Source organism: Burkholderia sp. 9775_39 (genome assembly GCF_015712225.1).
In the GTDB taxonomy this organism is placed as follows: domain Bacteria; phylum Pseudomonadota; class Gammaproteobacteria; order Burkholderiales; family Burkholderiaceae; genus Burkholderia; species Burkholderia cenocepacia.
The window spans coordinates 26,099-45,482 of sequence record NZ_JACCQC010000009.1; the positions used below are offsets into that span (position 1 = coordinate 26,099).

At 68.1% G+C, this 19,384-nt stretch carries 16 protein-coding genes; 11 read left to right on the forward strand and 5 right to left on the reverse strand.

The features are described 5' to 3' along the window. Positions 1-117: 117 nt before the first annotated feature. From H0X90_RS14290 to H0X90_RS14310, 5 genes are read left to right on the forward strand one after another with little or no spacing between them, the layout of a single operon-like run. Complete coding sequence (locus H0X90_RS14290; protein ID WP_058902443.1) at positions 118-1,275, forward strand: ABC transporter ATP-binding protein; 1,158 nt, start codon at positions 118-120, stop codon at positions 1,273-1,275. 8 nt (positions 1,276-1,283) lie between these two features. Further along, positions 1,284-3,269 carry a beta-galactosidase gene (locus tag H0X90_RS14295; protein WP_077189863.1) on the forward strand — a complete coding sequence of 662 codons (1,986 nt, stop codon included), beginning with the start codon at positions 1,284-1,286 and terminating at the stop codon, positions 3,267-3,269. Between the two features lie 60 nt (positions 3,270-3,329). Next, positions 3,330-4,589, forward strand: a complete 1,260-nt coding sequence (locus tag H0X90_RS14300) for an ABC transporter substrate-binding protein (RefSeq protein WP_077189862.1) — start codon at positions 3,330-3,332, stop codon at positions 4,587-4,589. Positions 4,590-4,643: 54 nt separating this feature from the next. Further along, positions 4,644-5,588, forward strand: a complete 945-nt coding sequence (locus H0X90_RS14305; RefSeq protein WP_077189861.1) for a carbohydrate ABC transporter permease — start codon at positions 4,644-4,646, stop codon at positions 5,586-5,588. Positions 5,589-5,609: 21 nt separating this feature from the next. Then, the gene (locus H0X90_RS14310; RefSeq protein WP_006482683.1) at positions 5,610-6,461 is read left to right on the forward strand and encodes a carbohydrate ABC transporter permease; all 852 of its coding nucleotides are present in this window, start codon (positions 5,610-5,612) and stop codon (positions 6,459-6,461) included. Between the two features lie 215 nt (positions 6,462-6,676). Here the strand turns inward: H0X90_RS14310 and H0X90_RS14315 are convergent, their stop codons facing one another. After that, positions 6,677-7,075, reverse strand: coding sequence for a nuclear transport factor 2 family protein (locus H0X90_RS14315; protein WP_171983974.1), 399 nt, complete (start codon positions 7,073-7,075; stop codon positions 6,677-6,679). Positions 7,076-7,157: 82 nt separating this feature from the next. On the opposite strand from H0X90_RS14315, the gene H0X90_RS14320 reads away from it, so the two are divergent. Next, positions 7,158-8,102 (forward strand): LysR substrate-binding domain-containing protein, encoded by a 945-nt coding sequence (locus H0X90_RS14320; protein WP_060211071.1) that lies wholly within the window; start codon positions 7,158-7,160, stop codon positions 8,100-8,102. Between the two features lie 74 nt (positions 8,103-8,176). Here the strand turns inward: H0X90_RS14320 and H0X90_RS14325 are convergent, their stop codons facing one another. The 4 genes from H0X90_RS14325 to glcC form a co-directional block, all read right to left on the reverse strand. Next, positions 8,177-8,560: a hypothetical protein gene (locus tag H0X90_RS14325; RefSeq protein ID WP_006493972.1), complete on the reverse strand. Its 384-nt coding sequence runs from the start codon at positions 8,558-8,560 to the stop codon at positions 8,177-8,179. A gap of 171 nt (positions 8,561-8,731) precedes the next feature. Beyond that, entirely contained in the window at positions 8,732-10,186 is a 1,455-nt protein-coding gene (locus H0X90_RS14330; protein WP_059722219.1) for a DEAD/DEAH box helicase, read from the reverse strand. A gap of 35 nt (positions 10,187-10,221) precedes the next feature. Further along, complete coding sequence (locus tag H0X90_RS14335; protein ID WP_077199960.1) at positions 10,222-11,724, reverse strand: nitronate monooxygenase; 1,503 nt, start codon at positions 11,722-11,724, stop codon at positions 10,222-10,224. Between the two features lie 194 nt (positions 11,725-11,918). Continuing rightward, the gene (gene glcC / locus H0X90_RS14340) at positions 11,919-12,689 is read right to left on the reverse strand and encodes a transcriptional regulator GlcC (RefSeq protein ID WP_006483542.1); all 771 of its coding nucleotides are present in this window, start codon (positions 12,687-12,689) and stop codon (positions 11,919-11,921) included. A 218-nt stretch (positions 12,690-12,907) separates the two neighbouring features. On the opposite strand from glcC, the gene glcD reads away from it, so the two are divergent. From glcD to H0X90_RS14365, 5 genes are read left to right on the forward strand one after another with little or no spacing between them, the layout of a single operon-like run. Continuing rightward, positions 12,908-14,407, forward strand: a complete 1,500-nt coding sequence (gene glcD / locus H0X90_RS14345; RefSeq protein WP_006483541.1) for a glycolate oxidase subunit GlcD — start codon at positions 12,908-12,910, stop codon at positions 14,405-14,407. Further along, positions 14,407-15,483, forward strand: coding sequence for a glycolate oxidase subunit GlcE (gene glcE / locus H0X90_RS14350; RefSeq protein WP_077189859.1), 1,077 nt, complete (start codon positions 14,407-14,409; stop codon positions 15,481-15,483). Before glcD ends, glcE begins: the two co-directional genes overlap by 1 nt. A gap of 24 nt (positions 15,484-15,507) precedes the next feature. Further along, entirely contained in the window at positions 15,508-16,728 is a 1,221-nt protein-coding gene (gene glcF / locus H0X90_RS14355) for a glycolate oxidase subunit GlcF (RefSeq protein WP_077189858.1), read from the forward strand. Between the two features lie 22 nt (positions 16,729-16,750). Continuing rightward, positions 16,751-17,155 carry a heme-binding protein gene (locus H0X90_RS14360; protein ID WP_006481612.1) on the forward strand — a complete coding sequence of 135 codons (405 nt, stop codon included), beginning with the start codon at positions 16,751-16,753 and terminating at the stop codon, positions 17,153-17,155. Between the two features lie 39 nt (positions 17,156-17,194). Then, entirely contained in the window at positions 17,195-19,369 is a 2,175-nt protein-coding gene (locus tag H0X90_RS14365; RefSeq protein ID WP_077189857.1) for a malate synthase G, read from the forward strand. Positions 19,370-19,384: the final 15 nt, after the last annotated feature.

Consider the following 19,384-nt stretch of genomic DNA (forward strand, 5'->3'; position numbering starts at 1 on the left):
CCCTGCCGCCCGACCGACGGGCGCGACTCGGCCGCCATCGCATCGCCCCTTTTTTTGATCGCGATGATTAAGCGCTTAATCAGGCAGTGCAGCGCATTAAAACATGGAGCGGAGACAATGGCGAGCATCTCGATGCGACGCGTGCAGAAAGCCTATGGCGAGCACGCGCCGGTCATTCGCGACGTCGATCTGGAGATCGGCGCGCACGAGTTCTGCGTGTTTCTCGGGCCATCCGGATGCGGGAAGTCGACCCTGTTGCGCATGATCGCCGGGCTCGAGGATCTGAGCGCGGGCGAGTTGTCGATCGACGGCCGCCGCGTCGACGACGTGCCGGCCGCCGAACGCGGCGTCGCGATGGTGTTCCAGAGCTACGCGCTGTTTCCGCACATGACGGTGTACGAGAACATGGCGTTCGGGCTGAAGCTCGCGCGCGTGCCGAAAGCCGAGATCGACCGGAAGGTGCGCGACGCCGCGCGCATCCTGCAGCTCGACACGCTGCTCGAACGCAAGCCGAAGGCGCTGTCGGGCGGCCAGCGGCAGCGCGTCGCGATCGGCCGCGCGATCGTGCGCGAGCCCGGCGTGTTCCTGTTCGACGAACCGCTGTCCAATCTCGACGCGGCGCTGCGCGGCCAGACCCGCATCGAGATCGCGCGGCTGCACCGGCAGTTCGAACGCGCGAGCGTCGTCTACGTGACGCACGACCAGACCGAGGCGATGACGCTCGCCGACAAGATCGTGCTGCTGCACGCCGGCGCGGATACCGCGCAGCACGGCAGCATCGCGCAGGTCGGCGCGCCGCTCGACCTTTACCACCACCCGGCCAGCCGCTTCGTCGCGGGCTTCATCGGCTCGCCGCGGATGAACTTCCTGCCGGCCGTCGTGACCGCGTGCGACGCGCAGCGCACGACCGTCAAGCTGGTGCCGTCCGGCGAAACCTTCGCGCTGCCGCGTGACGGCTCGGCGCTGGGCGCCGGCGCCGCCGTGACGCTCGGCGTCCGTCCCGAACACCTGACGCTCGGCGCCGCGGCCGACGCGACGACGCTCGCGCGCGACGTCGCGCTCGTCGAACGCCTGGGCGAACAGACCTACGTGCACCTCGATTCGCCTGGCCTGCCCGACGCGACGCCGCTGATCGCGAAGGTGCCCGGCGACGCGCAGGTGCGCACCGGCGAACGCGTGCACGTGCACGCGCCGGCCGCGGCCTGCCACCTGTTCACCGAAGACGGCCGCGCGGTGCCCGCGTGCGCCGACGTCCACGTTCACCACTACGCATAAGGATCGGCATGCGCCTCGGAGTCTGCTACTACCCGGAACACTGGCCGGAATCGATGTGGGCCGACGACGCCCGCCGGATGAAAACGCTCGGCATCGAGCAGGTGCGGATCGCCGAATTCGCGTGGAGCCGCATCGAGCCGTCGCCGGGCGAATACGACTGGGGCTGGCTCGACCGTGCGGTCGACGTGCTCGGCGCGGCCGGCCTCGAGATCGTGATGTGCACGCCGACCGCGACGCCGCCGAAATGGCTGGTCGACCGTCATCCCGACATCCTCGCGATCGGCGCGGACGGCCGGCCGCGCGCGTTCGGCTCGCGCCGCCACTACGATTTCTCGTCGCCGACCTATCTCGAAGCGTCGCGCCAGATCTGCACGGCGGTCGCCGAGCGCTACGGCCGCCATCCGGCCGTGCGCTACTGGCAGACCGACAACGAGCTCGGCTGCCACCAGACCGTCGTCAGCTACTCGCCGGCCGCGCTCGTGCGCTTCCGCGAATGGCTGAAGGCGCGCTACGGCACGATCGACGCGCTGAACCGTGCATGGGGCACCGTGTTCTGGAGCATGGAGTATCGCCATTTCGACGAAGTCGACGCGCCGGTGGGCACCGTAACCGAAGCCCATCCGTCGCATCGCCTCGACTACCGACGCTTTGCGTCCGACGAGCTCGCGCGCTATCACCGGATGCAGGTCGACGTGATCCGCGCACACTCGCCGGGCCGGCCGGTCGCGCACAACTTCATGCAGCTGTTCACCGAGTTCGATCACTACGAGGTCGCCCGCGACCTCGACATCGCGACGTGGGACAGCTACCCGCTCGGCGCACTGGAGGAGCAATGGTTCGCGCCCGACGTGAAGGCGCGCTGGCTGCGCACCGGCCATCCGGATTTCGCGTCGTTCAATCACGACCTGTATCGCGGCATGTCGAAGCTGCCGTTCTGGGTGATGGAACAGCAGCCGGGGCCCGTGAACTGGGCGCAGTGGAACCCCGCGCCGCTGCCGGGCATGGTGCGGCTGTGGAGCTGGGAGGCGTTCGCGCACGGCGCCGGCTGCGTGTCCTACTTCCGCTGGCGGCAGGCGCCGTTCGCGCAGGAACAGATGCACGCGGGGCTGCACACGCCCGACGACAAGCTCGACGAAGGCGGCCGCGAAGCGCAGCGCGTCGCGCGCGAGATCGCGACCGTGCACGACGCCGGCGCGGACGCGGACGGCGCGGTGCGCGCGCCCGTTGCGCTGGTGTTCGACTACGAGGCGAAGTGGCTGTTCGAAGTGCAGCCGCAGGGTGCCGATTTCCACTACCCGCGTTTCGCGTTCGAGTACTACTCGGCGCTGCGCGCGCTCGGCCTCGACGTCGACATCGTGTCCGCGCACGCGCCGCTCGACGGCTACCGCGTCGTCGTGGTGCCGCCGCTGCCGATCGTGCCGGACGATTTCGCGTCACGGCTCGCCGCATCGGGCGCCCATGTGGTGTTCGGACCGCGCACCGGCTCGAAAACCGTCGACCTGCAAATTCCGCCGGCGCTGCCGCCCGGCCCGCTCGCGTCGATCCTGCCGGTACGCGTGTGGCGCGTCGAATCGCTGCGGCCGAACCTGACCGAACGGATCGACGGCACGCTGCGCGACGGCTCGCCGCTCGCGGGCGCGGCGCGCCACTGGCGCGACTTCGTCGAACTGCACGACGACACGCGCAGCGTCGTGCATGCGCGCTTCGCCGACGGTCATCCCGCCTGCGTGTCGCATGGCGCACTGCATTACTGGGCCGCGCTGTTCGACGACGCGACCACCATGCGCCTGTTCGCCGATGTCGCGGCCGAAGCGGGCCTCGCGCCGACGCCGCTGCCCGACGGCGTACGCGTGAGCCGCCGCGGCGGCCTGACCTACGTGTTCAACTACGGCAGCACGCCGCACACGATCGACGCGGTACCGCCGTCGGCGTTCGTGTTCGGCGCCGCGCAGGTCGGACCGCAGGACGTAGCCGTGTATCGAAGCCGTTCGTAACCCCTCACCGGCGCCGTGACGCGCCGGGCACGCACAACGACACACAGGACTGGAGACACCATGACACATCGCCCCCTTCGCGCCGCCGCCCGGCTCGCCACGGCCGCCGCGGTCGCCTTCGCGTCGCTCGGCACGACGGCGCCCGCCGATGCCGGCACGCTGACCCTCAACATCGCGTTCAAGGGCGCGAGCCAGCGCGCGGTCTGGCAGTCGACGATCGAAGCGTTCCACAAGGCGCATCCCGACATCGACGTGAAGCCGACCTTCGTCGACGAGGAAGCGTACAAGGTGCAGCTCCCGGCGTGGCTCACCACCGTCGCGCCGGACGTCGTGAACTGGCACGCGGGCGAACGGATGGCGTACTACGCGAAGCGCGGGCTGTTCGAGGACCTGAGCGGCGACTGGACGAAGAACGGCTGGGATGCGATGTATGCGTCGACGCGCAGCGCGTCGTCCTATAACGGCAAGCAGTACGCGGCGCCGACCGTCTACTACTCGTGGGGGCTGTTCTACCGCAAGGACCTGTTCCGCAAGGTCGGCATCGCCGACGAGCCGAAGACGTGGGACCAGTTTCTCGATGCGTGCAAGAAACTGAAGGCCGCCGGCATCACGCCGATCGCGATCGGTGGCCGCGACGCGTGGACGCTCGCCGGCTGGTTCGACTATCTCGACCTGCGCCTGAACGGCAACGCGTTCCACCAGCAATTGATGGCCGGCGACGTGCCGTACACCGACCCGCGCGTGAAGAAGGTCTACACGACGTGGAAATCGCTGATCGATTGGGGGTACTTCATCGACAACGCGCTGTCCTACGATCTCGACGGCGCGCAGCCGTTCCTGTTCCAGGGCAAGGCCGCGATGATGCTGATGGGCACCTTCATCGCGGCGGGTTTCCCGCCGAACGTGAAGCCGGACATGGGCTATTACCGCTTCCCGATCATCGACCCGAAGGTGCCGACCGCCGAGGACGGCCCGGTCGAATCGCTGCACATCCCGACCAAGGCGAAGAACAAGGCCGACGCGCACACGTTCCTCGCGTTCGTCGAAACGCCCGAGATGGGCGCGAAGCTCGCCGAAGGGCTCGGCTCGCTGTCGGCCAACAGCAAGTCGCCCGAGCCGGCCGATCCGATCTCGCGCATCGGCTTCCGGATCCTCGCCGACACGAAGGGCGGCGTCGCGCAGTTCTACGACCGCGACATGACCAAGGAAATGGCCGACGAGGGGATGAAGGGGATGCAGCAGTTCCTCGCGAATCCCGCGCAGCTCGATACGGTGCTCGCGCAACTCGAACAGACCCGCAAGCGGATCTACAAGAAGTGACCGCGTGACCCAACCGGCGGCCGCGCGCCGCCGTGTCCGTTCAGGAGGCTTGCCGTGTCCAGTCCGATCACGTCCACCCCGCCCGCCGGCACCGCACCGCCGCCGCGCGGCCCGTCCGCCACCGCGTTGCCCGCGCGCCGGCCGTCGCCCGCCGTGCGGCGGCAACGGCGCGCCGCGTGGCTGTTTCTCGCGCCGGCCTGCGCAATGGTTGCCATTTATGTGATCTGGCCGATCCTGTCGACGTTGTGGCTGAGCCTGTACAACTGGGACGGGATGACCGAGCGCACCTTCGTCGGGCTCGCGAACTACGCGGAGCTGCTGCAGGCGCCGACGTTCTACACCGCGCTGCGCAACAACGTGATCTGGCTCGTGCTGTTCATGCTCGCACCGCCGCTCGGCCTCGCGCTCGCGCTGTACCTGAACCAGGCGGTCGGCGGCATCCGGCTCGTGAAGTCGCTGTTCTTCGCGCCGTTCGTGCTGTCGGGCGTGGTCGTCGGGCTGATCTTCTCGTGGTTCTACGATCCGACTTTCGGGCTGCTCGCGCTCATCGCCGGGCACGGCATCCCGGTGCTCGGCGACGCACGCTATGCGACGCTCGGCGTGGTGTTCGCGGCGCTGTGGCCGCAGACGGCGTACTGCATGATCCTGTACCTGACCGGCCTCACGTCGATCAACCCGGAACAGATCGAAGCCGCGCGGATGGAAGGCGCGCGCGGCTTCGCGCTGCTGTGGCACGTCGTGCTGCCGCAACTGCGGCCAACCACCTTCATGGCGATCGTCGTCACCGTGATCGGCGCGCTGCGCAGCTTCGACCTGATCTCGGTGATGACGGGCGGCGGCCCGTTCGAAAGCTCGACCGTGCTTGCGTATTACATGTACGACCAGGCGATCAAGTACTACCGGCTCGGCTATTCCGCGTCGATCGCGGTCGTGCTGTTCGCGATCATGCTCGTCTACATCGTGTTCCAGTTGCGCCGCATGCTGCGCAACGAGCAGTGACCTTTCGGGAGCCCACTCATCATGTTTCCGACACCCGTTGCCCACTGGAAGCCGGTATCGCGCCGGCTGTACAAGCTGTCGCTGCCCGTCGCGCTCGTGATCTGGCTGCTGCCGATGATCGCGGTGTTCGTCACGTCGGTGCGCTCGACGGAGGAACTCGTCGAAGGTCACTACTGGGGCTGGCCGCGCCGCTTCGCGATGATCGAGAACTATCGCGATGCGCTGACCACGTCGCCGATGCTGCATTACTTCTGGAACAGCGTGCAGATCACCGTGCCGTCGGTCATCGGCTCGATCGCGCTCGCGGCGATGGCCGGCTTCGCGCTCGCGACCTACCGGTTTCGCGGCAATACCGCGCTGTTCGGCACGTTCGTCGCCGGCAACTTCGTGCCGGTGCAGGTGCTGATGATTCCGGTGCGCGACCTGTCGCTGCGGCTCGGCGTGTTCAATACCGTCGAAGCGCTGATCCTGTTTCACGTCGCATTTCAGACGGGGTTCTGCACGCTGTTCCTGCGCAACTTCATCAAGCAGCTGCCGTTCGAGCTGATCGAGGCGGCGCGCATCGAAGGCGCGGGCGAATGGACGGTGTTCTGGCGGATCGTGCTGCCGCTGATCCGGCCGGCGCTGGCCGCGCTCGCGATTCTCGTGTTCACGTTCGTGTGGAACGATTACTTCTGGGCGCTGTGCCTTACGCAAGGCGACGAGGCGGCGCCGATCACGGCGGGCGTCGCCGCGCTGAAAGGGCAATGGACGACTTCCTGGAACCTCGTCTCGGCCGGGTCGATTCTCGCCGCGCTGCCGTCGGTCGCGATGTTCTTCGCAATGCAGAAGCATTTCGTCGCGGGGCTCACGTTCGGCGCGACGAAAGGCTGAACGCGCGCCGCTCGCGTTTCGAATCTCCCCCTCCGCATCGTGAGGTTGCCCGCTTCGGCGGGCTTTTTTCATGCTTTGCAGATTGGGGCGATGTCGGTTGGCGACCTTGGCCCGCCATCCAGGCTCCAATGCCGCCAACCGATTAAACGCGCAGCTGACTGCCGGTTTCGACGCGCCTGGACGTCTGGGCGCGACTTTGCTCGACATCGATTCGGCTACGCGTACTTGTCGCCGACCGTACTGCGAATCGGATGGGTGTCGTAGACGATGATCATTCGTTCGATGAGCCCCGCGACGTCGAACTCGAATACGTCGACGCACTCGAAGCGCGCCGCCGAGCCGTCTTTCAGGCCCCAGTCGTAGATGAAGTAACCGGTCGCACGGCGAGCGCCACTCGTGCTGACGCAGATATCGATCGGCGTAATCCTGCTTTCTCCCGACGCGGCAGCGACCTTCGAAAAGAAGGGCTCAGGCTGCATCCAGCCGAGAAAGGGCGAGAAAATCCGCGCGTCCGGCGTAAATAGCGCGCAGATGGCGCCGACATCGCCTCGCTCCAGTTCCCGAAGGTAGGCGCGAACCTGTTGCGTATATAGTGATCCCGACGTTGAGCCCAAGACTATCCTCCGATCATTCGTTGACGACCCCGTTCACTCGCAAGAACAGGGCATCCGGTAGACGCACGATAGCGACGCCCCGATGACCGAACAATCGAAAAATTTGCAATCCGGGTATGCGGCGCATGCATATCCGCTGGCCGACCTGACGCGGCCGCTCCCGCCGTTGGCGGCGATTCAGTCGTTCGTCGCCGCGGCGCAGCTGGGCAGCGTCAGCAAGGCGGCGGACCACCTATGCCGGACGCAAGGTGCGGTCAGCCGCCAGATACAGCAGCTGGAAACGCATTACCGATGCGCACTCTTCGTGCGCCACGTATCGGGGCTGACGTTGACGGCGGAAGGGAATGCACTGCTGACGGTCGCGGTCAACGTGCTCACGCAATTGGTTCGGCACGCGGACGTCCATGCACGGGCGACCTCGGTGCTCACGTTGAAGTTGCCTTCCACGTTCGCCGTTCGCTGGCTGCTCCCGCGGCTGCCGGACATCCAGCGCGCGATGAGCGGAACGGAGCTTCGTATCTCGACATCCGCGGACGACACGCCGGATTTCACGACGTCCGACGTCGATGCCGTCGTCGTGCGCGGCACGGGACAATGGACCGGTATGGAGGCGATCCCGCTGTTTGCCGAGATGCTCACGCCGATGTGCGCGCCCGCCTTGGCAACCTCACTGCGATCCGTTGCCGACCTTGCGCAGGTCGAATTGCTCCATCCCGGGCCCAGCCACGCGGAATGGAGGTGCTGGCTCGATCATGTCGGGGCACGCCAGGTCGATGCGGGACGCGGACTCGTATTCGATACCCTCGAATTGACGCTCGCGGCATCGATGGAAGGACACGGCGTTGCAATCGGCGACCCGCGAATGGCAAGAGACCGGCTCCGCGCCGGATCGCTGGTGATGCCGTTCGAGGACGTGGCTCGAGACGGCCTTTCGTACTTCGTCGTCTATCCGCCCCAACGTGCGGCACAACCGAAAATTCGGGCCCTCGCCGACGTCTTGCTGCGACTTGCGCGAGAAGACCGATAGGCGAGCATCCGATACCCGGGTGGAATCGACATGCTCGAATGACCCACCTACAGTACCGGCGAATGACGGGCCTGTCAGAGATCGCCGCGCACTTCACCGGTTCCCAGCGCGCTCCGCTGGCGGTTGACCTCCGCCCACAGCGCATCGCTGTCGTCCTCGCGCAGCACGATCATGCAGTCCAGTTGATCGTCGGTCACGCCGAAGTATTCGAGGATTTCTTGGCGAACCCCATCGATGAAGTGCGCGTATTCCGGCGTTGCCTGCGCCTGAGCATGCAAGGCGTCGTACTCGGCATCGTCCACGCCGCCGCCGTGCTCGTCGATATAGCGCGTGATCCACTGATCCCGCTCGTGGTCATAATCGGCCTCGGCGCGCATTGCTTGCACGGCCGTGTACAAATCCAGTTGGGCAAACGCGGCGATCGCCGCCGTTGTCGCCTCGTCGAATGTCGTCGTCATTCCCTCTCTCACTTCAGTCATCGCACATCGTCGGTCACGCCGGGAAGGCCGGGTCGCGGCCGGTTTCAGGTCGGCAACGAAAAAACCGGCCGCGCTGCTTCCAGCCACCCGTATTCGTCCACTGCATCGGACGATTCAATCGTCTCGGCACCCCGGACAGGAAGATTCGGCCTACCTGGACGGTTTGCCCGGTTTGCCGCGCCCACCGGCGGATTTCCCGGCGGGCTTCGCCGCCCCCGTCTTCCCGGCTGGCTTGCTGCGCGGCTTCTGCACGCTGAACGGGCTGCCGATGGTGTAGTCCGGACCTTTACCGGCACCGGCGGCCGTCGCATGCTGCGCCCCCGGCTTGCGCCTGCCGTCGTTGCTCGGCGTATGCGGCTTCTTGCCCGGCGTTTGCCTCGCGACCGGCGCGGCTTGCGGCACCTTGGGCTTCTTCGGCTTTTTCGGTTTCTTGATGATCTGGCCCGTCGCGCTGGTTTCCGGCACGCGATGCTCGGCTTCGAAACCCGGCTCTTCTTCGCGCCGCAGCGTCTGCCGGATCAGCGCTTCGATCGCGGCCAGTTGCGGCGCTTCATCGGCGCATACCAGGGATACCGCCACGCCGCTGGCGCCCGCGCGGCCGGTGCGGCCGATACGGTGCACATAGTCTTGCGCGACGATCGGCAGATCGACGTTGATCACGAGCGGCAGATCGTCGATATCCAGTCCGCGCGCCGCCACATCGGTGGCGACCAGCATCTGCACTTCGCCCGCCTTGAAACGCTCCAGCGCCCGCAAACGCGCGGGTTGCGGCTTGTCGCCGTGGATCGTGTCGACCGCATAGCCGGCTTTCTCCAGCATCACCGCCAGATAATCGACGCCATTGCGGGTCTTGACGAACACCAGCGCGTGCTCCCACTTGTTTTGCGCCACCAGATGCATGAACAGGTCCGGCTTGTTCCGCTTGTCGACCGTCACCACCCACTGCTTGATCTTGCTGGCCGTGGCGTTGGGCGGGCTGACGCTGATATCGACCGGGTTGCGCAGAATGCCCGCCGCCATCGTGCGGATCTCGTCGGAGAACGTGGCGGAGAACAGCAATGTCTGGCGCTTGGCGGGCAACGCGGCAAAGACCGCGTCGAGTTCGCGCGCGAAGCCGAGATCGAGCATGCGGTCGGCTTCGTCGAGCACCAGCGTCTGCACCTGATCGAACTGCACCGCGTTCTGGCGATTGAGGTCGAGCAAGCGGCCCGGCGTCGCCACGAGCACGTCGACGCCCTTGCGCAGCTTCATCATCTGAGGATTGATGCTCACCCCGCCGTAGGCGGCCAGAAACCGCAGATCGAGGCCTTTGCCGTATTCGACGAAGCTTTGCAGCACCTGTTCGGCCAGTTCGCGCGTGGGCACCAGCACCAGCACGCGCGCGCGGTTGCTGGATACCGCCGGGCCGTGTTGCACCAGCCGTTGCAACAGCGGCAGCGCAAAACCGGCCGTCTTGCCGGTGCCGGTCTGGGCCGCGGCCATCACGTCCTTGCCGCCGAGCACGGCGGGAATCGCCTTGGCCTGCACCGGCGTGGGTGTCTGGTAATTGAGGCCCTGCAGGTTACGCAGCAACGGCTCGATCAGGCCAAGCGAGGCAAAAGACATGGACGTATTCCGGGCGAAAACCGCAATTCTAGCGGTTACCGCGCCGGTTGCGCCCCGCCCGCGCCGCCGCGCAGCCGCACGTCCACCGCCCCGATATTCTTCTCGTGCGCGACCAGCATCAACGACAGCGCATGGTGAATGTCCGGATCGGCGAGCGTCGGCAGCAAGGTCTGCAGCTTGCGCACGACCCAGCGTTGGCCGCGATTCAGGAACGCCATCCGCTCCGCCAGATCGTCGATCGCCATCGCCTTCTCGTAGAACGCGCCGGTCGCGCGCGTCGGCACCGCGTCGAGCGACCGGATCGCGTCGACGAGCACGCTGCACCAGTGCGCCTCGTCCTGGCGGATATGGGCGATCAGCCGATGCAGCTCGGGATCGTCGGTCACCTCGGTCGCCGTCTCGGACGCGACGCGCGCACCCGCGCGCTCGGCTTCCAGCAATTCGTCGAGCGTAGCCAGCAACGCGGCGCGGCGCTCGTGTTCGCGCTCGTCGACGGCGCCGGCCAGCGTCGCCGTGCCGCCTTTGTCGAGTATCGCGGCCGCGCCGGCGACGATCCGCTGCAACACGTCGCCGGCCATCTCGACCGCCTCGATCCGCCCCGCGCCCGTGCCCGCATACAGCGCCATCGCCTCGACATCGCCGGTCATCGTGCGCAGCGGCGAATCGGTGCTGAACAGATAGATCGGCCGCCCTTCCTCGTCGCCGATCACGGTCCGCGCGTCGCCGAACGGATCGCCGCGTTCGCCGCGCGTCACGCTCGACGGCAGCACGCGCACCCTCGCGCCGCGGGGCCAGTTGGTGTGGAAGATGTCGGTCAGCAGCGTGTCGCCTTCGTGCGCCTCGACGATGCGCTGCTTGTGATACGCATGCGCGAACGATTCGTGGGTCGCGATGAAGGCCGTGCCCATCACCGCGCCCTGCGCGCCGAGCGCCATCGCGGCCGCCACGCCCGCACCGTCGACGATCCCGCCCGCCGCGAGTACCGGCACGTTCGCGGCACCGATCACGTCGGGCAGCAACGCGGCAAGCGGCCGGTCGCCGCGGACATGGCCGCCCGCCTCGCGCCCCTGCACGATCAATGCCTGCGCCCCGGCCGCTTCGGCCGCGCGCGCATCGTCGAGCGAGCCGACCTGATGCACCACGCACACGCCCGCGTCGCGCAGGCGCCGCACGACGGCCGGCATCACGTCCCAGAACAGCGCGACGACGGGCACGCCCAGCTCGACGCATGCGTCGAGCTGGGCATCGAGCAGATCGGGCGGCGTCGACGCGGGAATCAGATTGATGCCGAACGGGCGATCGGTCGCCGCGCGCACTCGCTGCACTTCGCTGCGGATCAGCGCAACCGGCTCGCGCACCATGCCGAGAAAGCCGAACCCGCCGGCCGCGCTCACGGCGCTCGCGAGCTCCGCGCGCGCGACACCGCCCATGCCCGCGAGCACGATCGGCCAGGTACAGCCGAGCAGGTCGCAGACGGGGCGATGCAGGATCTGGACGGCGCGGGCGTCGTGCCCGTCGCCACGCGTCGGAATCGACATGCAGCATCCTCCTGTCAGAAGCGGGATCGGTGGCGTATCACGCTCGACGGTACGCCGTACGTGTTGCATCCACGTGCACGAGCGATGCCAAGCCGCGCACCGAATAGATCACATTGTGACATATTCGATCGTGAGGCCGCAGCGACAGCGCACCAGGCGTGATTTACATCAACGTGCCGGCGAACCCCGGCCGTTTACGTCCACCCTTCGAGCCGCAACGTCGAACGCACGAGCCGCTGCTCCTCCTGCTCGATCTCGCGCAGATAGTCTACGCACTGACGGATATGTTCGCTCGCGGCCTTGCGCGCCTGGTCGGGCAGCCGCCCCGTGACCGCGTTGTAGAGCCGCGCGTGCTGACGGTCGATCTGCTTTTTCAGCGGTTCGCGGTGATAGAGGTTGTTCACCGACGCGAACACCGAGCTGAGCAGCAGGTCGGTCAGCGACTGCAGCGTATTGACGAGCACGGGGTTGTGCGACGCCTCGCAGATCGCAAGATGAAACGCGTGGTCGAGTTTCGCGCGCGCGGCGGGATCGAGATCCTGCGCGTCGGCCGCCGTCATTTCCTCGTAGCGGCGCCGGATCAGGATGAAATCGGCCGGCGTGCCGCGCAGCGCCGCGAGCCGCGCGGCCTCGGCCTCGAGCATTCCGCGCACCTCGAACAGGTCGTACAGCGTACGCGGCTGCGAGCCGAGCAGATGCATCATCGGCGTGATCGCACGCTGCGGGGTCAGGCTCGCGACGAACGAACCCTTGCCGTGCGTCGTATCGATGATCCCGCGCGCGTGCAGCAGCTTCATGCCTTCGCGCACGGCCGTGCGCGACACGCCGAGCTTCTCGGTCAGCCGCCGCTCCGACGGCAGCGCCTGCCCGGCCTTCAGCACGCCGTCGACGATCAACTGCTCGATCCGCTCGGCGACGACGTCGGCCACGCGTCGCGCCGGCCCTTCCCGCTCCTGCATTTCCATACTGGTATGACCACTTTGGACAGATGACGCCGATTTTCGCACAAAGCCTTGTTGTCGTTGGGTTTTGCCGATCATTCAAGAACGCAGAATCGATCGCTTATCAAAAACTGGTATGACCACCTTCGCGACGTCTGGACATGCCCGCGCGGGCCGCCAAGAATCCTGTCCTTCCGGCGTGTCGCGCCTCGCGCGGCCGCCCGCATGGTGGAGACGAACCAATGAGTTTCATCTACGACGAACGGATCGACGGGCCGCTGGCGACCGTCGACCGCGCCACCCTCGTCGCCGCGCTGCACGCGGCGGCGCCCGGCCTCGACGTGCTGCACGAACGCGAGGCGCTCAAGCCGTTCGAATGCGACGGGCTGGCCGCGTACCGCACGGTGCCGCTCGCGGTCGTGCTACCCGACACGGTCGACCAGGTGCGCGCGGTGTTGCGCGTCGCGGCCGCGCACGGCGTGCCGGTCGTCGCGCGCGGCGCGGGCACCGGATTGTCGGGCGGCGCGATGCCGCTCGAAAAAGGCATCCTGCTGGTGATGGCGAAGTTCAACCGGATCCTCGACATCGACCCCGATGCCGGCATCGCGCGCGTGCAGCCCGGCGTGCGCAATCTCGCGATCTCGCAGGCCGCCGCGCCGCACGGCCTCTACTACGCGCCCGATCCGTCGTCGCAGATTGCGTGCTCGATCGGCGGCAACGTCGCCGAGAACGCGGGCGGCGTCCACTGCCTGAAATACGGGCTCACGGTGCACAACATCCTGAAGGTCGAGATCCTGACGATCGACGGCGACACGCTCACGCTCGGCGCCGACGCGCTCGATGCACCGGGCTTCGACCTGCTCGCGCTGTTCACCGGCTCCGAAGGGATGCTCGGCATCGTCACCGAGGTGACGGTGAAGCTGTTGCCGAAGCCGCCGAGCGTGAAGGTGCTGATGGCGAGCTTCGACGACGTCGCCGAGGCGGGCGCCGCGGTCGCGCGGATCATCGGCGCGGGCGTGATCCCCGGCGGCCTCGAGATGATGGACAACCTCGCGATCCGCGCGGCCGAGGACTTCATCCACGCGGGCTATCCGGTCGACGCGCAGGCGATCCTGCTGTGCGAGCTCGACGGCGCGGCCAGCGACGTCGACGAGGATGCCGAACGCGTCGCCGCGCTGCTGCGCGACGCGGGCGCAAGCGAGATTCGCGTCGCGCGCGACGAAGCCGAGCGCCAGCGCTTCTGGGCCGGCCGCAAGAACGCGTTCCCGGCGGTCGGCCGGATGTCGCCCGACTACTACTGCATGGACGGCACGATCCCGCGCCGCGAGCTGCCGCGCGTGCTCGAAGGGATCGCCGCGCTGTCCGCCGAATACCGGCTGCCGGTCGCGAACGTGTTCCACGCGGGCGACGGCAACATGCATCCGCTGATCCTGTTCGATGCGAACCGGCCCGGCGAGCTCGACCGCGCGGAAGCGCTCGGCGGCAAGATCCTCGAGCTGTGCGTCGCGGCGGGCGGCAGCATCACCGGCGAGCACGGTGTCGGGCGCGAGAAGATCAACCAGATGTGCGTGCAGTTCAACGCCGACGAAATCACGTTCTTCCACGCGGTGAAGGCCGCATTCGATCCGCAGGGGCTGCTCAATCCCGGCAAGAACATCCCGACGCTGCACCGCTGCGCCGAATTCGGCGCAATGCACGTCCATCACGGCAAGCTGCCGTTTCCCGAACTGGAGCGCTTCTGATGCGACGCGACATCGAATCCATCGACGACAGCGCGGCGCTCGTCGCGCAGGTCGACGCGGCGATCCGCGATCGCCAGCCGCTGCGCATCCGCGGCGCCGGCACGAAGGCGTTCGCCGGCCGCCCGGTCGAAGGCCGCACGCTCGACGTGCGCACGCATCGCGGCATCGTGTCGTACGACCCGACCGAACTCGTGATCACCGCGCGCGCGGGCACGCCGCTCGCCGATCTGGACGCGATGCTCGACGCGGCCGGCCAGATGCTGCCGTGCGAGCCGCCGTCGTTCGGCGGCACGGCCACCGTCGGCGGCATGTTCGCGGCGGCGCTGTCGGGCCCGCGTCGTCCGTGGGCCGGCGCGGTGCGCGACTTCGTGCTCGGCTGCCGCGTGATCACCGGCCACGCGAAGCATCTGCGCTTCGGCGGCGAAGTGATGAAGAACGTCGCGGGCTACGACGTGTCGCGCCTGCTGGCCGGCAGTTTCGGTTGCCTCGGCGTCGTGACCGAAGTGTCGTTGAAGGTGCTGCCGAAGCCGCGCGCGACATGCGATCTCGCGCTGACGCTTGCGGCAAGCGAAGCCGTGCTGCGCGTCGCCGCGTGGCGTCGCGCGGGGCTGCCGCTCGCGGGTGCGTGCCAAGCGAACGGCGTGCTGCGCGTGCGGATCGAAGGCGGCGACGGCTCGGTGAAGGCCGCGCGCGACACGATCGGCGGCGACCGGATGGACGACTGCGGCGACGCATTCTGGGCGCGGCTGCGCGATCTCGCGCTGCCGTTCTTCGACGACCCGCGCCCGCTGTGGCGCGTGTCGGTGCCGGCTGCCGCGCCGCTCGACGCGTGGCCGGGCGCGCAGCTCGTCGACTGGGGCGGCGCGCAGCGCTGGCTGAAAAGCGACGCGGCGCCGGCCGACGTGCAGCGCCTGGCCGCGCAATGGGGCGGCCACGCGACCTGCTTCACGCCGGGCACGACACCTCAGCCGTTCCAGCCGCTGCCGCCCGCGCTGCTGCGCGTACACCGGCAGCTCAAGGCGCAGCTCGACCCGCACGCGATCTTCAATCCCGGCCGGCTCTACGCCGACTTCTGACGCGAACCCGATCCCGACCCGCCGATGCAAACCAATCTCAGCGAAGCAAGCAAGGCCCTCGCCCGGGCCGACGAAGCGGAAGCGATCCTGCGCGCGTGCGTGCACTGCGGCTTCTGCAATGCGACCTGCCCGACCTATCAGGTGCTCGGCAACGAGCTCGACGGGCCGCGCGGCCGCATCTACCTGATCAAGCAGTTGCTCGAAGGCGAGCCGTGCGGCGAACTCACGCAACGGCATCTCGACCGCTGCCTGACGTGCCGCAACTGCGAGACGACCTGCCCGTCCGGCGTGCGCTATCACACGCTGCTCGACATCGGCCGCGCGGAAGCCGAGAAGCGCGTGCAACGGCCGGCGCGCGAACGCCTGTTGCGCGCCGGGTTGCGTCACGTGGTGCCGCGCCCGGCGACGTTCGCCGCGCTGCTGAAGGCCGGCCGCGCGCTGCGCCCGCTGCTGCCCGGCACGCTGCGGGACAAGATCCCGGCCGCCGTGCCCGCCGCCGCGCCGCGCCCGGCCGTGCGTCATGCACGGCGCGTGCTGATGCTCGAGGGCTGCGTGCAGCCGTCGCTGTCGCCGAACACCAATGCGGCCGCCGCGCGCGTGCTCGACCGGCTCGGCATCAGCGTGAGCCCCGCGCGCGAAGCCGGCTGCTGCGGCGCGACCGAATATCACCTGAACGCGCAGGATGCGGGCCTTCACCGCGCGCGCCGCAACATCGACGCATGGTGGCCCGCGATCGAGGCCGGTGCGGAGGCGATCGTGCTGACCGCGAGCGGCTGCGGCGCGTTCGTGAAGGAATACGGCGACCTGCTGCGCTCCGACCCCGTCTATGCGGAGAAGGCGCGGCGCGTCAGCGCGCTCGCGCGCGATCTGGCCGAAGTGATCGCGGCCGAGCCGCTCGACGCACTCGCCGATGCGACGCCACGGCGCGTCGCGGTCCATTGCCCGTGCACGCTGCAGCACGCGCAGCGCCTCGGCGGTGCGGTCGAGCGCATCCTGACGCGGCTGGGCTTCGATCTGACGAATGTCGCCGACGGCCATCTGTGCTGCGGCTCGGCCGGCACGTATGCGCTGACGCAACCCGGCCTCGCGACGACACTACGCGACAACAAGCTCGATGCGCTCGAAGCGGCGCAGCCGGACCTGATTGTCACCGCCAACGTCGGCTGCCAGACTCATCTGAACGGCGCGGGCCGCACGCCCGTGCGCCACTGGATCGAGCTCGTCGACAACCGGCTGGTCACCTGACCGCCGCTTCCGGAGGAAACCCATGCAAACGAAACCCGAACTCGAACTGGCCGATGCCGAGCGCATGCTCGCCGCGGCGCGCGCGGAAGCGGAACGCCACGGCTGGGCCGTGTCGATCGCCGTCGTCGACGACGGCGGCCACCTGCTCGCGTTCGCTCGATTGAACGGCGCATCGCCGGCCAGCAGCACCCTCGCGCAGGACAAGGCCCGCGCGGCGGCGCTCGGCCGTCGCGAGACGAAGGCGTATGAGGATATGATCAACGGTGGCCGCACCGCGTTTCTGAGCGCGCCGCTGACGGGCTTGCTCGAAGGCGGCGTGCCGGTCACGGTCGGCGGCCGGATTGCAGGCGCGATCGGTGTGTCTGGCGTAAAGTCCGAACAGGACGCGCAGATCGCCCGCGCCGGTACACAGAGCGTCGCGGAATAACCAGCCAAACCGCGCGCATTTTCCCCGGGAGGATTCACGATGATCGACCAAGCAGGACTGCAAGTCGCGCCAGCGCTGAGCCAGTTCATTGAAAACGAAGCGCTGCCGGGCACCGGCATCGACAAGGCCGCGTTCTGGAGCGGTTTCTCGGCCCTGGTGCACGACCTCGCGCCGCGCAACCGCGAGCTGCTCGCCGAACGCGACCGCCTGCAGCAGGAACTCGACGCGTGGCATCGCGCGCACCCCGGCCCGGTTCGCGACCATGCCGCGTATCGCGCATTCCTCGAACGAATCGGCTACCTCGTGCCGGTCCCGTCGAACGTCGCGGCAGCCACCGCGAACGTCGACAGCGAGATCGCCACGCAGGCCGGCCCGCAGCTCGTCGTGCCGCTGTCGAACGCACGCTATGCGCTGAACGCCGCGAACGCGCGCTGGGGCAGCCTGTACGACGCGCTGTACGGCACCGACGCACTGCCCGAAGACGGCGGCGCCGAACGCACGTCGGCCTACAACCCGACGCGCGGCCAGCGCGTGATCGACTACGCGCGCAACGTGCTCGACACCGCGGCGCCGCTCGCGAGCGGCTCGCACCGCGACGCGCTGCGCTACCGCGTGCAGGACGGCCAGCTCGCGGTCGAAACCGCGCAGGGCAACGTCGCGCTCGCGCAGCCCGCGCAGTTCGTCGGCTACCAGGGCACGGCCGATGCGCCGTCCGCGATCCTGCTGAAGCACAACGGCCTGCACCTCGAGATCCAGATCGACGCGTCGACGCCGATCGGCCGCGCCGATCTCGCGAACGTGAAGGACGTCGTGCTCGAAGCCGCGGTCAGCACGATCATCGACTGCGAGGATTCGGTCGCGGCGGTCGACGCCGACGACAAGGTCCAGCTCTACCGCAACTGGCTCGGCCTGATGCAGGGCACGCTGGTCGAGGAAGTCGCGAAGGGAGGCAAGACCTTCACGCGCCGCCTGAACGCCGATCGCGAGTACACGACGCCCGCCGGCGGCACGCTGTCGCTGCATGGCCGCTCGCTGCTGTTCGTGCGCAACGTCGGCCACCTGATGACCAACGGCGCGGTGCTCGACCGCGACGGCAACGAGATTCCGGAAGGGATTCTCGACGGTGTCGTCACGGTGCTGTGCGCGCTGCACGACCTGAAGGCGAAGCGCAATTCGCGCACGGGCTCGATCTATATCGTGAAGCCGAAGATGCACGGCCCGGTGGAAGTCGCGTTCGCCGACACGCTGTTCGCGCGCATCGAGGATCTGTACGGCCTGCCGCGCAACACGCTGAAGATGGGCATCATGGACGAGGAGCGCCGCACCAGCGTGAACCTCGCCGCATGTATCGCCGCCGCCGCCGCGCGCGTGGCGTTCATCAACACCGGCTTCCTCGACCGCACCGGCGACGAGATGCACACCGCGATGGAAGCGGGCCCGATGATCCGCAAGGGCGACATGAAGTCGTCGGCGTGGATCCAGTCGTACGAGCGCAACAACGTGCTCGCGGGCCTGTCGGCCGGCCTGCGCGGCCGCGCGCAGATCGGCAAGGGCATGTGGGCGATGCCGGACCTGATGCATGCGATGCTCGAGCAGAAGATCGCGCATCCGCGCGCCGGCGCGAACACCGCATGGGTGCCGTCGCCGACCGCCGCGACGCTGCACGCGCTGCACTACCACCTCGTCGACGTGCAGGCCGTCCAGCAGGAACTCGAGAAGACGCCGTATGCCAGCGAGCGCGACGCGCTGCTCGAAGGGCTGTTGACCGTGCCGGTCGTCGAGCGTGCCGCGTGGAGCGAGGCGGAAATCCTGAGCGAGGTCGAGAACAACGCGCAGGGCATCCTCGGCTACGTCGTGCGCTGGGTCGAACAGGGCGTCGGCTGCTCGAAGGTGCCGGACATCCACGACGTCGGCCTGATGGAAGATCGCGCAACGCTGCGCATTTCGAGCCAGCACATCGCGAACTGGCTGCGCCACGGCGTGATCACCGAGGCATTCGTGCTCGACGTGTTCAAGCGGATGGCGCGCGTCGTCGACCAGCAGAACGCCGGCGATCCGAACTATCGCCCGATGGCGCCCGGCTACGACCAGTCGACCGCGTTCCAGGCCGCGTGCGCGCTCGCGCTGCAAGGTACGTCGCAGCCGAGCGGTTATACCGAGCCGCTGCTGCATCAGTTCCGGCTCGCGTTCAAGGCGCAACAGCACGGCGCATGAACCTGCGCATGCGGG